Source organism: Legionella qingyii, assembly GCF_003990155.1.
In the GTDB taxonomy this organism is placed as follows: domain Bacteria; phylum Pseudomonadota; class Gammaproteobacteria; order Legionellales; family Legionellaceae; genus Legionella; species Legionella qingyii.
The window spans coordinates 109,742-124,068 of the sequence record NZ_RZGX01000003.1; the positions used below are offsets into that span (position 1 = coordinate 109,742).

The following is a 14,327-nucleotide window of genomic DNA, read 5'->3' on the forward strand; positions in this document are numbered from 1 at the left end:
CAGGGAAAAACCGCGGCACGTAGGCGGTGAGGCGAATTGTCAGCAGACCCTAATTTTAAAAGTGTTTTATCACTTTTAACATTTTAAACTGTTCACCATCGGGGAGGGTAAAATATTCTGGTCCAATAATTTGATAGCCGCAAACCTGATATAGTTTGACTCCAGGCAAGGTTGCCTTTGTAAATCCTTGAAACAAGGCTTGTTGCTCACAATATTCCAGAAGCATTTTTCCGAGGCCTTGCCGAGCATGGTTAGGATGCACAAAAAAAGCTCTGATCTTGGCATAATCGTTTGTGGATCTAAAAATCCTTCTTCATGTGCATTGCATTGATGAGTTTGCACGCAGAGTATTTGCCAATTAAGCAAATATTAAAGTATTTCGAAGCAGTTTTTGCCTTAATCGCACTAAGTACCACACAAATATTCATTTTTCGGAGGATTAAGAACGTGTAGCCTGGTAAAGAGCTGTGAAATCCGGGATGAGTATTATGCCTGCACGAAACCCCGGGGTAAGGCTTTCGCCTTTACCCGGGTTATAATTAAAATCTATCTTTTCAATATGGATCTTCCTGCATAAGGTAATGCAGCAATTTCATTAATGCGTAACAGTTGATTGTACTTTGCAACGCGATCAGTACGGCATAGGGAGCCCGTTTTAATTTGACCACAGCCTGTAGCAACGGCAAGGTCCGCAATAAAAGTATCTTCTGTTTCACCTGAGCGATGTGACATCACACAACGATAACCATTTTGATGGGCTAATTGAATTGTTTGTCGTGTTTCACTCAAAGTTCCGATTTGATTGACTTTAATGAGAATGGCATTGGCTACCTTTTGAGTGATGCCCTCTTGTAAAATTTTGGGGTTAGTAACAAATACATCATCACCTACCAATTGAATTGTTCCGCCCAATTGAGCTGTCAAATGACTCCATCCGCTCCAATCTTTTTCATCCAAGCCATCTTCAATACTTACTATAGGATAATTAGCAACGAGATTAGTATAATAATCAATTAGTTGCATTGAATTAAATTTTTGATTTTCAGAAGTCATATGATACATGCCTTGGTCATATAGCTCAGAAGCAGCGACATCCAATGCAAGTACTATCTCATCACCCAATTTAAATCCAGCTTTTTCAATTGCCTCACAAAGCAGGTCTAAGGCTTGGTCGTTCGATTTAATATTGGGAGCGAAACCTCCTTCATCTCCTACTGCAGTATTTAAACCTTGTTTTTTTAAAACAGATTTTAATCCATGAAAAATCTCAGTACCCATTCGTAAGGCAGTGGGAAAATCAGCAGCACCGACGGGCATAATCATAAATTCTTGAATATCAACATTATTGTCCGCATGAGCACCGCCATTTAATATATTCATCATGGGTACAGGCATGCACATTTTTTCACCTTGGTTTAGTGCAGCATACAAAGGTAACTTCTGCTCATTTGCTCGGGCTCTTGCGGCTGCAAGAGAAACAGCAAGAATGGCATTTGCTCCAAGACGTGATTTATTTTCTGTGCCGTCTAATTGGCATAATTTCTGATCCAAAGCGTCTTGATCTTCGATGGAAAAAAGGTGTAATGCTTGATTGATTTCATGATTAACATAAGCAACCGCTTGTTGCACCCCCTTACCATTATAGCGTTTGGGATCCTGATCGCGGAGTTCACAGGCTTCACGACTTCCTGTTGATGCTCCGGATGGAACGCTCGCTCTTCCTTGAGTTCCACTTTTTAAAATAACATCCGCTTCAACAGTAGGGTTACCACGAGAGTCCAGAATTTCACGGGCCTGAATTTTTGTAATTTGCATGTTGAGTCCTGATTACGATTAAAATTTGTCCAATCTGGGAGAGCAGTAGGCTTCTACTGCGTGTTCAAATTGAAGTATTGTTTTGATATGTACTTGCTTTGTCAAGAGATAGATCGTTTTCCTGCTGTGACTTGATCCAGATATTCATATTCTTCTGCTGTATCTTGCGATTGATAATATCCAAAAAGATAACTAATAAGTCGTTTAAACTGCTGAAGCAAGGATTCATTCTGATTTCTTAGGTTTTTAATCTGCAGTGTATTTTGCATCTTGGTCAAGATTTCACTGGGGGCAATTTGATTGAGTTGCTCTAAATGCCCTTTTAATTCATAAATACCCTGGGGTACAGATACTTTTTTATCGCCTTTATTTAATTTGTGGCGTGATCCAAAATATCCAAGTGCCCAGGGATGAGTATTTTCGTTCAAGGCTTGTTCTATTTTTTTATCGAGATACTTATTAATTTTGACTAGCAAATCGCGGATCGCAGCATTCTCTTTTTCGACAATAAAGGATTTATCTTCCTCAGTTTGGACTTGCTGTTTGAGTTCGGCAAAAATATTAGATGTTTCAAATGAGTATTCACGTGCTGCTAAAATAGGGGCCAGTGATTTAATGAGCTCTGGGTCCTTGCTCGTCATATCCGTTAATTGATGGTTAGGGATTTTTGCAATCAGTTTTGGAGTCTGAATAATGAGTAAAGCAGAGGGTTTGTTTCTTAATGCTTCCTCAAACAGTTCACTCGGATTCAAAGAGAATAAAAATTTTAAAGATTTTATTTTAATCAATTGTAATTGTAATTCTTCTATATACATGTTTTGCCTGGCAATTTGGCTAGTAATCCGAGGCAATAAATCCCAAGTGTAATTTATATAGGAATCAGCGGTTTTTAATTGCTGTTCTTTAACCGCAATTTGCTCCTTGACCGTTGTAATTATCTGTTCATGTAGCCCAATCAAACCATCATGATCATTTCTTAATTCTAATTCCTCAATTTCTTTCTCTGATGTTATTTTAAAAATTGCACACTCTTTCATATGGTTTGCGAGTTGTGTTTTAAATTCAAACAAACTTAATGCAGGAGTTTCTGTAACAGGATTTTCAATTTTTCCTTCCATTTTTTTCTAAATTCCATAGCAAGTGATAAAGAATCATAACAAAATGATCTTAATAAATACAATAATTCATTAATCTGATGATTTTTCTAGTATTTATTTGAAAAAGCAGCCTGGGTGAAGTGAAACGAAACCCAGGAAATATAATGCCTTTTGATCCCCTGGGTTCTATGAAATAATCAGAAACTGACCGCACCAAGCTTCATTAATGCGTTGGATAAAGGAAGTAAAGGTAAACCTAAAATAGTATCTTCATTGCCCTGAACTTCTTTAAATAACCATTTACCCAGGCTTTCATATTGATAACCACCACAACTATGATAAGGCTTTTCACTGCGTAAATAAGCCTCAATTGAATGTTCACTTAAATGGTGCAATGTTAAGTACGCTGTTTCATGATGTTGCCAAAGGAGTTCATTATTTTTTGCGATGCAAAGACAGGCAATTTGCAGATGTTCTTTGCCGCTTAACAAACGCAAGTGCGCCACAGCAGTATGATGGTTCAATGGTTTGTTCAGCAGGGTTTGTCCAAATAGACAAAGTTGATCTGCGGCAATAATGAAATGGTCTGGATATTGCTGGCTGACTGCCAATGCTTTACTTGCTGCAAGCGCATAGCCTAAATCTAGTGTGCTCTCTGAGTTGAAGGATGCCTTAATTGCATCTTCATCGCAATGAGAGGGAACCACAGAAAATTCAATGCCAAGAGACTGCAGCAATTTTAATCTTATTGAAGAGCTGGAGGCAAGGATAATCGGTTTTTGTTGTATCAATTTAGACATAAACAGCCACCAATGCCATAAGCGAGAAGCCTATAATCACGAAACTGAAATCTTTGAGGTTACAACAGCGTTCTACCATAACACAGCGTTCCAAGCCATGTAGGGTTCCCAGATAGAGAAATGTTCCTGATGAAGCCGCAAGTAAAATTGGATCAAATAATGAATCGGTTTCTACTCCATGTCCAAAGTACCAACCCAAATAGATACCGAGGGGAGTCATCAAGCTGAATAAAATAAAAAAGACCAGGCTGGTATTCATGCTCATAGAACTTTTATTTAATTGCACTGCCACAGCAAAACTTTCTGCCCATTTATGGGTAATAATAGCAAGAAAGATCATAATTATCATGGAGTTATAATGAGATAATCCTAAAGCCGCTCCCAACATAATTGAATGAACGGATAGCATACCCCAGGCTAAAATGGCAAAGGCAGGATGTTTTGTATTATTATGATGATAAAGCTCTTTCCCTAAATGTTCGAACCAGAGAAAAATCAGAAATACGGCACCAGTAATGATGTAAGCAAAAGGGTAGTTATATCCCATTTTTTTAAATAATGAATTCGCATCTGGAAGCATATGCAACAACCCAGCCCCCAAGAACACTCCTGTAGCGAGGGTTTCTCCTACAGGAAAATCAATATGCTGATCATCTTTAATACGTTTTCTAAACGGATACCAGCCAGCAATTAAAATGACTATAAAAATGGAACATGCAAAAAAAATCTTTAAGGTGGTAGCTGATACCATCGTTTATCCTATTATTTATTCTAGAATTTTATAGTTTAAATTGTAATCTGGGTGTACTGAAGCCTGGGTGAATTGAAGTGAAACTCGGAATTTTCTGGACTGGAATATGCCTTTTTAAACCCCGGGTTTCGCTGTTTCACCCAGGCCGTAGTTCACCCGGGAAACAACAAGACTTAATTAAATCCAGTAGTTTAGTAGTGATGCATGGCCTCATGCAAGCTAAATAAACGAACTTCTACAATATCAGATTGTAGTTTTAATGCCAGAATCACTCGATGATGTAATTCTTGCCACTGGTTGAATGTTTCATCGCAGACTATATCTATTCCAATTTTGCCATCCAGATAATGTAAATTCCAAAATTGAATTTGAGGGAAATCAATATGTACTTCATTGAGTAGTAGTTCGTGCAATACTTTTCTGCTGGGCAAATGCAAAGAGGGGCAACAACGCTCGTCATCTTCTGGATCAACATGGACAATCACATCTTTGACGCTCTCTATTTGATCTGCAAGTGCATGGTGGACGTGTTGCGCTATATAATGTCCTTCAGAAACCGATATTTTAGGTGAAACTAAAATATGTACATCAATTAATACATCTTCTCCCATTGAGCGAGTTCTTAATTGATGAATTTTTTCAACTCCATCTACATTTTGAATTACTTCTTCAATTTGTGCCAATAACTCAGGGCTGACCGCGGTATCAACCAATTCCTTGACACTATTCCAAGCATAATCCCAACCCATTTTAACAATCATAATCCCGACTATAATGGCGGCTACGGCATCAAGATAACCAAAACCGGCAATACTGCCAATTAAGCCTACCAAGACAACCAGAGAGGAAGCCGCATCTGAGCGATGATGCCAGGCATTTGCTGTAATTAATTTGGAATTGATGTATCTTCCAATATACAGTGTATAGTGAAACAAAATTTCATTGCTTACGATGGAAATACAAATTATTGGCAGAGTGAACCAATTGGGCGTGATATAGTTGGAGTGGAGTAAGTCATATATTGAATCCCAGGCGATGCCAATGCCTGCAAAAATAAGTAAAAGAGATAACAATAAAGTCGCAGCTGTTTCAATGCGTTGATGGCCATAAGGATGACTGGCATCTGCATCAAGACTGCCGTATTTAGAGGCAAATAAAACCATTGCATCTGTTATGAGATCAGATAAGGAATGAACCCCATCTGCAACTAGTGCATGAGAGTGGAAAAAATATCCGCCAATGAGTTTAATGAGACCAAGCAGGGCGTTTGAAATAGCTCCCAAAAGGGTTACTCTTTTTGCTTGTAAGTATCGATCGTTATGAGCCATATGGTGTTTATTTAAGTTAATATAACCAAACTAAAACGAAAATGAGGCCTTGGGGTTCACCCAGATTCCAGATTTAGTTTCGTCTATCTTTTTTGAGGTCTATTTAAACATGGTTAAGAATTTTTTTATATTAAAAGTTATATTAAATTGAATTGTTCTGAACTACTGCTGCGCATCCAAGATGCACACAAATAAGTTGATTTCACAAGATATTACGCATCCTATACACAGGATTATCCACAGATTTTGTGGATAAATCGATTTTAGTCCAATAATAAATAAATGCTGAATAAGCTTTGTAGAATAAGAATTTCTTGAACTTATATATAAGTGTGATTTTTTATTTACTGATATGAAGAGAAGAGTTATCCACAAGAGGTGTTTGTAGAAATGGGAAAATTTTCTTGGATATCTTAACAAAGAAAAAAATAAAAAACAGTCTTGACTTAAGTATTTTTTTTAAAAAGTTTTAACTGTGAGTAACGCACTTGCCTTGGTTAAGATTTAGTCATTTTTTAGGGTGAAGCAAATTACAAAAATATGGAAGGATTTCTTAATCTAAATCTCGGAGAGCACTTTGGAACGTTATGAAACAAGTGCCAATCAAGCTGATTTTACAAGGTGTTTTACATCATGTTCACAGGATTATCCACAGATTTTGTGGATAAATAATTTAAGAGAACAGAATAACTAAAATGAGTTATAATCCTTATAAAACAAGGGATTTTGAGAAGTCAGTAGATGTTAGCTTATTTGATTTAATGAAACGAAGAAGTGAGTTATCCACAAGAGGTGTTTATAGGAATAGGAAAATTTTCTTGGATATCTTAACAAAGAAAAAAATAAAAAACAGTCTTGACTTGAGTATTTTTTTAAAAAATTTTAACTTTGAGGAATGTACATAATTTGGTTAAAATTTAAGCGCTCGGCAGGGTGAAGCAAACTATAAAATATGGTGCGGCCTGTTGAAGAATATGGAAAAACTTTATTCACTTTGTTAAGAATGAGCTAATTCATTATTTTCAATGGGTTAGGTTATTTGTATGCAAGGATCAATTGGTTCTAAGAAGCAAGTCGATCCAGCAGATGAGCACGGGTACAAAATATCAGTCACATAATGGACTCAATATTCGGGTGGAGGGCCCCACTCGAGGAGTGCTTCATTCGATTCAAATCACCAACGGGCCACAGACAGTACTTGCCCTCATGGGAAAAACAAGAAACCGCCTCACTGTAACCGTCGGGCGGCACACCAACTGGGCGCCACAACAACGAACCCAATTTCGGGACACTAAAGAAGTTTGGCACGATGCCGCAGCATTGAGTCTTTGTATCTAAAATTCGACAAGAGCTCTTGCTTGTGGAACAAAAATTTAACTTGACTGAGTCCTTGCCAAACAAAAAATAAGGTCTGAAATTAATCACCTTAATAATACCTTAATCAATTTGATTTAAAATTAAATTTCAAGGTTAAAATTAAGGTGTTATGAAATGAAAAAAGGCAACAATGAAAATCTTTTAAATGTGACTTATAAGGTTGTAAAAGAGGGCTTGGTGGGAAAGGCAGATCCAAACTATGAGTACAAATTTCCAGAGCGAAAAATGTTACATGAAAAAACCCCATCTCACGTGCAAGCCGTTAACCAACATCTGGATAAAGAGGGTATTGATTTAGAGAAAAAACATGTCGAGCATTTTGAAAGAGGAACGCAAATAGATGATTTTAAACCCAAGAATATACTGGAAAGAGGACGCAAGGAGTTTAAAACGCTAAAAAATGAAACTAAAATAGCACAGTCTTTTCATGAAGAAGCCGAGGCGGAACTACAAAAAGGAGCTAATGCTGATCAAAGAAAGATTGTTTATGCCAAGGCTGGATGGCTGGCACACACTATGTTGGGAGGAGCCAAAGCAGCGAGAAATCCGTATTTTGCTCATGAAGAGGGTTTTGAAATTGGAACCACAGCGGACTACCTTTTGAGTTCAAAACAAAATTCAAAAAAATGATAATCATAAAAGAAATCCGGTAGAACCAAAATTCTACTGGATTTCTGCTTTGTTTCCTAATTCATCGTCATGGAGTTACTATCAAAATTTAGGTAGATCTATAGGCTGTTGCTCATCCAAATGTCATTTATCCGAAAGTCTTGATAGCTGTCATTAAACCTATGGTATCTGTCTGAGACACCTGAAATGTTAGTAAAGTTTTAATTTTTTTTGCAATAAAACCTAATTAATCAGCTATAATTGGTTTTATCCTAATTCTGTAATTTACCTATTTTAGGAAGGATATGTTTAAATTTTCATCTAAAAATACAACTTCATTTACCACACAACATGATGTTTTAAAAAAATATAATTTGGCAACCAATGATGATGGAAAAACAGTTGGTATGTGCAGGCCAATGTCAAATGTCTACTTGAACATTATTTTGCGGGGAGAAAGTCCAGACAATTATCTAAAAGATGATAAAAAATTTCTTGCAGAAGCTATTAAAGAAGAAAACATGGAGTTAGAAGCTGAAAATGACGGGAATAAGGACGCTGATCATTTCGCATTTCATCAAAATAATATTCCACATACCGATGAAGAGATTCGTAAAAAAGATTTAACTGCAGAGAAATTTAAAACGATATTAGAACAAAGCAAACATGTTTTAGTTACATACCCTGTTACTAAAGAGATATCACATGAAGTATATATAGGGAGAGATAAAGGCTCTTCTTGCCGCTTTTTTGATGCCAACATTGAAGGCGGAGAACGAAAAGGATCATGCGATAAACTTATTACTGAGTTTGTTAACAGAGTACAAAAAGAGTATGTAGATGAGGATAGGAGTTTTTATGTTGGTAAAAGTTCTCCATAAATACTGTCCCTTTATTTAGTTTTCGATTCAGTTCTTCTGAAAACAGTTTTGCTCAAGGTTTTCAGTATGAGCTAATAACGAATACGTATGTCCTCAAAAGGCTATTACTTTGTTTATCAAAAGATTGGGAATTTTTATTCCTTATTAAGATAGCTATAGTTTTGATCTTACTTTGATCATACTTCGCAGCAGGCCTGAGTGATTTCTTAACCTAAAGCTCGGAGAGCGCTTCGGAGCGTTCTGAGACAACTGCAAATCAAGCTGGTTTTACAAGGTGTTTTACATCATGTTCACAGGATTATCCACAGATTTTGTGGATAAATGATTTTTGAAAAATATCAAATTAAGCTTTGATAGTACTTGTTGAGTAAGGGATATTTTGAGCAATCTAAGAAGTTTATATTTGAAAGATGAGGGTAATTTGATGAAGTTATCCACAATGCATGTTTGGGGGAATTGAAAACTAGCCCAACCATATTAACAAAGAAAAAAATAAAAAACAGTCTTGACTTGGATATTTCTAAAAATTTTTTTATCCCTGTAAAAATTGTTCAAAATTACCTAACCATCGTTGGGTAATATTGCGGGCAGTTTGGGGCGATTCTTCTAAAAGTTTTGTTGCTATGGCGGGCAAAAGTGGAAGTAAATTACGATCCCGTTGCACATCAGCAATTTTAAATTGCCGATAACCACTTTGCCGAGTTCCTAGTACTTCGCCTGTACCCCTTAACTCCATATCTTTTTCAGCAATAATAAATCCATCATTGGTTGCGCGCATTATTTTTAATCGCTCAGCACCTTGTGCTGAGAGGGGTGCTTGATAAAGCAAAATACAATGAGATTGAGTACTTCCACGTCCTACTCGGCCGCGTAATTGATGGAGTTGCGATAAACCCAAACGTTCAGCGTTTTCGATAATCATAAGACTGGCATTAGGGACATCTACTCCGACTTCAATAACTGTTGTAGCAACCAGTAAGTTAATTTCACCACTTTTAAATGCAGCCATAGTTGCTTCTTTTTCCAAAGGTTTCATTCGTCCATGGACAAGGCCTACGCGTGCTTCAGGAAGTTGTTCTTGTAAGGCATGTGCTGTTTCAGTAGCAGCCATGCATTGTAATTTTTCAGATTCTTCAATGAGCGTACATACCCAATAAACTTGCCGACCATTGGCTATAGCTACTTCTAATCGTTCAATGACTGTTTCCCGCTTGTTCTGGCTTAATACCGCGGTTGCAATGGGCATGCGTCCTGGAGGCAATTCATCGATAATTGAGATATCCAAGTGGGAAAAGTGGGTCATGGAGAGTGTTCGTGGGATAGGTGTGGCGGTCATTAATAATTGATGAGGAATGAGTTCCTCTTGTTGTCCTTTTTGTTGCAAAAGTAATCTTTGCTCCACTCCAAATCGATGTTGTTCATCAATAATAACTAGACCTAAGCGAGCAAATTGCACCGCTTCTTGAAATAAGGCATGAGTGCCAATAATGAGCTGGCAACTGTGATCAGCTAATGCAGCAAATACCATTCTTCGTTCACTTAGCTTCATTTTCCCACTAAGTCTTAATATTTTGATTCCCAAAGGCTCCAACCAACGGATCAAATTATTGGCGTGTTGCTCGCTTAGTAGATCAGTAGGGGCCATGAAGGCGACTTGTTGTTCATTGGCAATCGCTTGTAATGCAGCAAGGGCCGCAATGATTGTTTTTCCTGCACCCACGTCCCCTTGTACCAAGCGTAACATGGGTTTCGTTTGCATTAGATCCTGGCTAATTTCATGGGCGACTCGATGCTGTGCTTTGGTGAGTGTAAATGGAAGAGACTCTAAAAAACGTTGTATCAATTTTTGATCTGTAGGTAATGCGACAGCATGTAACCTATTACGTGCCGCTCTGGCGAATTGCATGCTAAGGCGTTGTGCTAACAATTCATCAAAAACCAACCTTTTCAGAGCAGGATGATGGCCTTCTTCTAGGGATTGCACGGAGATATCTGGTGGAGGATTATGTAATAATTGAATTGCATCTCCTAATGGGAAAAAGGAATTTGCTTGTAATTGTTCCTCGCTCATCCATTCCAATTGTTGAAGCTCTTGCTTGCAACTGTTTAAGGCGACGTTCACCAGCTGTCTTAATCGTGATTGACTTAGGCCTTGCGTGCTTGGGTAAATAGGTGTGAGTGTTTCATTGACTTGGCATTCATTTTCATCATCGAGCAACTGATATTCAGGATGAGTCATAGTCAAGGTATTGTTGAATTCACGAACTTCACCAAAGGCATGAATCATTGCACTGTTCTTTAGATTATTGATTTGATTTTTATTAAAATGGAAAAACTGTAGTCTTATTATTCCGGTTTTATCTTCTACATAACAATGCAGCATTGCACGCTTACCGGCTTTAATTTCTGTTTTACATACCCGACCAGCAATCACACACCACTCATTAACGCGTAAATCTTGAATGGGCGTTATTCGAGTTCGGTCTTGATAGCGATAAGGTAAATGGAACAGTAAATCACGCACAGAATGGATACCACATTTTGCAAGTTTTGCCGCAAGTGTTGGTCCGATACCGCTTAGTGATTCACACGAGTTAGATAACACAGTATTAATGATATTTGAAAAGAGTGGGTATTTAAGTGTAACTCATAGTTCATACAGGAACAATTTACTGTTTTTTATTAAGAGAGCAAATTGTGATTCATAAGGTATATAAAACCTTTTCATATGGTACAAAAAAGCGCATAATAGCATCATTTTTTGATGGAATACCAAGTAGCATGAAACATACTGTAGAGCAGCTTTTAAAACACGCTTTAATATCATTACAAAAGGCAGGTGAGGTACCTACTGATTTGGATATTGATATAAAGGTAGACCGTTCAAAAGATTCTGCTCATGGTGATTATGCCAGTAATTTGGCTTTGATTTTAGCTAAACCATGTCGTCAGGCACCTCGTAAAATAGCAGAGCTATTAGTTCAAGCTATTCCGGCTGATCCTTCTGTGGATAAAGTGGAAATCGCTGGGGCAGGGTTTATTAATTTCTTCATACGCAGCAGTTCTCGCTCCCAAGTTATTGGTGAAATATTGGAAAAGGGCGAGCAATTTGGCCGGAGTACTATTGGTCAAAATCAAAAAGTACTGATCGAATTTGTTTCTGCTAACCCAACCGGTCCTTTGCATGTAGGGCATGGAAGAGGTGCTGCCTTTGGGGCTACTTTGGGAAATGTTTTAAAGGCGGCTGGCTATGATGTAACTTTGGAATATTATGTTAACGATGCTGGACGGCAAATGAATATTCTTGCTGCCAGTGTGTGGTTACGTTATCTCGAGCTTGCTGGTGAGCCTGTTATCATTCCTGCCAATGCTTATAAAGGTGGTTATGTTTCCGAAATTGCGCAGGAATTTTGGGCAGAACACGGTAAAGAATACGTACATCCATGGGCTAGTGTAGTTGAAGGGTTACCTCTTGATGAGCCTCATGGTGGAGACAAAGAACTTTATATCGATGCTTTAGTTGCTCGTGCAAAACAACTTTTAAGTTTGGATGTTTTTACCCTATTTCATCAACACGCATTGAATACAGTGCTTGATGATATCAAAGATGATCTTGCTGATTTTGGTGTGAAATACGATAGTTGGTTCTCCGAACAATCCTTATTTGAAGATGGGTCCATTCAAAAAGGTATTCAGGCGCTTAAGGATAGTGGTCATACCTTTGAAAAGGAGGGGGCGCTTTGGTTTAGGGCGACTGATTTTGGTGATGAAAAGGATCGAGTCCTCGTGCGTGCTAACGGCCATACTACCTATTTTGCTTCGGATGTCGCTTATCATTGGAATAAGTATGATAGAGGTTATGATCGGGTAATTGATATTTTTGGTGCAGATCATCATGGCTATATCACTCGATTGCGAGCTGTTGTTAAAGCTTTGGGGCATGATGAAAGTGCACTAGATGTGTTACTCGTTCAATTTGCTATTTTATATCGTGGTTCTGAGCGGGTGCAAATGTCGACACGTAGTGGTTCTTTTGTCACTTTAAGAGAATTACGCAACGAGGTAGGGAACGATGCGGCGCGCTTCTTTTATGTAGCACGCAAGTCAGAACAACATATGGATTTTGATTTGGATTTGGCAAAATCAGAATCCAGTGATAATCCGATTTATTATATTCAGTATGCTCATGCAAGAATATGCTCTGTATTAAGACAATTAAAGGAACGAGGCTTGCTTTGGGACAAGGCAATTGGGTTAAACCATATCGATTTATTAGATCAATCTCATGAAACTCATTTGATTTCTTTAATTAGCCGGTATCCAGAAATTGTAGAATTGGCGGCTGAGCATTGTGAGCCTCATCAAGTGGCTTATTATTTACGTGAAGTAGCCAATGGCTTGCATAGCTATTATAATGCTGTTCCGCTTTTGTGTGAGCAAGAGCAATTGCGATGTGCTCGTCTTTGTCTGCTAGAGGCAGTACGTCAGATATTAAAGAATGGTTTGGAATTATTGGGCGTATCAGCTCCTGAGAGTATGTGATGGCAAAAGAATATGGAAATAGGCGTTCTTCGCGGTCGCGCAGTGCTGGACCGCATCAGTTTTTAGTGATTACGCTTACTTTTTTATTAGGGTATTTGACCGCTTCTTTTTTTGATATAGAAACCGTAAGTCAATGGGTAAATTCCCAGGTTTTGGCGCATCATGAAATTAAAAAAGAAGCTCCTAAGCCCGGGGCACAACATGCCGCGATTCCACCTAAACCAAAATTTGAGTTTTATACACTACTAACTAATGAGAAAGTTCCAAACTCCCAAACAAATGCTAATTCTGCAGCTTCAGTTCAACCTGCAGCAACTGTGGCTACCCCAACCGCACCAACTACAGCTAGTTCAGCTGTTAAGGCAACAGCAGTCAATGTTGCCAATGCAGCAGCACCAATAAAACCTAATGTTTCTAAAGCACCTGTTGCTGCTAACAATGCAGCCATAGCAAAACCTGCTACTTCAGATAAAGGGAAATATTTAGTACAGGTGGCTTCTTTTAAGGCGCGCAAAGATGCCGAGCAAATGAAGGGTACATTGATACTTAAAGGCTTTAGTGTTTATATCATCCCTGTAAGTCATCCCACAAAAGGTAATTGGTTCCGGGTAGTAGTGGGTCCTTATTCTAATCGCGCACTTGCCCAACAGGCGCAAATGACTTTGGCAAAAAATGAACGTCTAAACGGTATGGTTACCAGCGGTTGATAAGATCGCTGTTAACATTTAACCCAGGGTAGGGTAAAGTCTAAAGCTAGAATTTGCTTAACGACGCACAACTACCTGAATGTTTGCTGCATTCTTGATTGCGTGAGGCTTACTAACCCCTATAGTAATTTGAGTGACTTTAAATTGTTTCTTGATTAAATCTGCAACTTCATTGGCAACTGATTCAATGAGTTGAAATGATTTTGATTCAACATAATGAGTTACACTGTCACAAAGAGCTTCATAATCTATGGTCTTAGTCAAATCTTCCTGACACGCACTGAAATCAGTATCAATACTGATATCAATTAATAATTGTTGATTAATGCGTTGTTCCCATGCATAAACGCCAATTTTGGTACTTACATTAAGAGCTTTGATATTTAAGGTATCCAAGGTTATTTCCGCCTACCCAAAGTA

Annotated in this window: 12 protein-coding genes; 4 read left to right on the plus strand and 8 right to left on the minus strand. The window is 38.0% G+C overall.

Translation table 11 applies throughout. The annotated features are described in order from the left end of the window. Positions 1-55 precede the first annotated feature (55 nt). From ELY20_RS02910 to ELY20_RS02940, 6 genes are all read right to left on the minus strand, one after another. Positions 56-262: a GNAT family N-acetyltransferase gene (locus ELY20_RS02910; RefSeq protein ID WP_233590477.1), complete on the minus strand. Its 207-nt coding sequence runs from the start codon at positions 260-262 to the stop codon at positions 56-58. A 284-nt stretch (positions 263-546) separates the two neighbouring features. Further along, the gene (eno, locus tag ELY20_RS02920) at positions 547-1,815 is read right to left on the minus strand and encodes a phosphopyruvate hydratase (RefSeq protein ID WP_110143145.1); all 1,269 of its coding nucleotides are present in this window, start codon (positions 1,813-1,815) and stop codon (positions 547-549) included. Positions 1,816-1,916: 101 nt separating this feature from the next. Continuing rightward, on the minus strand, positions 1,917-2,933 hold the full coding sequence (locus tag ELY20_RS02925) for a hypothetical protein (RefSeq protein WP_110143144.1): 1,017 nt from the start codon (positions 2,931-2,933) through the stop codon (positions 1,917-1,919). 176 nt (positions 2,934-3,109) lie between these two features. After that, positions 3,110-3,712, minus strand: coding sequence for a Maf family protein (locus tag ELY20_RS02930; protein WP_110143143.1), 603 nt, complete (start codon positions 3,710-3,712; stop codon positions 3,110-3,112). Further along, positions 3,705-4,463, minus strand: coding sequence for a ZIP family metal transporter (locus ELY20_RS02935; protein ID WP_110143142.1), 759 nt, complete (start codon positions 4,461-4,463; stop codon positions 3,705-3,707). The genes ELY20_RS02930 and ELY20_RS02935 overlap by 8 nt, the downstream gene beginning before the upstream one ends. Before the next feature lie 191 nt (positions 4,464-4,654). Continuing rightward, the gene (locus ELY20_RS02940) at positions 4,655-5,791 is read right to left on the minus strand and encodes a cation diffusion facilitator family transporter (protein WP_110143141.1); all 1,137 of its coding nucleotides are present in this window, start codon (positions 5,789-5,791) and stop codon (positions 4,655-4,657) included. Positions 5,792-7,282: 1,491 nt separating this feature from the next. Between ELY20_RS02940 and ELY20_RS02945 the strand changes: the two genes are divergently transcribed. Both ELY20_RS02945 and ELY20_RS02950 read left to right on the plus strand, forming a co-directional pair. Then, positions 7,283-7,798, plus strand: a complete 516-nt coding sequence (locus tag ELY20_RS02945; protein ID WP_110143139.1) for a hypothetical protein — start codon at positions 7,283-7,285, stop codon at positions 7,796-7,798. A gap of 284 nt (positions 7,799-8,082) precedes the next feature. Further along, a complete protein-coding gene (locus tag ELY20_RS02950; RefSeq protein WP_110143138.1) occupies positions 8,083-8,658 on the plus strand; it encodes a hypothetical protein in 576 nt (191 codons plus the stop codon). Positions 8,659-9,190: 532 nt separating this feature from the next. On the opposite strand, the gene recG is transcribed toward ELY20_RS02950, so the two are convergent. Next, positions 9,191-11,263, minus strand: coding sequence for an ATP-dependent DNA helicase RecG (gene recG, locus ELY20_RS02955; protein WP_110143137.1), 2,073 nt, complete (start codon positions 11,261-11,263; stop codon positions 9,191-9,193). 176 nt (positions 11,264-11,439) lie between these two features. On the opposite strand from recG, the gene argS reads away from it, so the two are divergent. Next, positions 11,440-13,200, plus strand: coding sequence for an arginine--tRNA ligase (gene argS / locus ELY20_RS02960; protein ID WP_110143239.1), 1,761 nt, complete (start codon positions 11,440-11,442; stop codon positions 13,198-13,200). Beyond that, positions 13,200-13,907 (plus strand): SPOR domain-containing protein, encoded by a 708-nt coding sequence (locus ELY20_RS02965; RefSeq protein ID WP_110143136.1) that lies wholly within the window; start codon positions 13,200-13,202, stop codon positions 13,905-13,907. Before argS ends, ELY20_RS02965 begins: the two co-directional genes overlap by 1 nt. Positions 13,908-13,964: 57 nt before the next feature. Here ELY20_RS02965 and folB read toward each other — a convergent pair whose 3' ends face one another. After that, positions 13,965-14,303: a dihydroneopterin aldolase gene (gene folB, locus ELY20_RS02970; RefSeq protein ID WP_110143135.1), complete on the minus strand. Its 339-nt coding sequence runs from the start codon at positions 14,301-14,303 to the stop codon at positions 13,965-13,967. Positions 14,304-14,327: the final 24 nt, after the last annotated feature.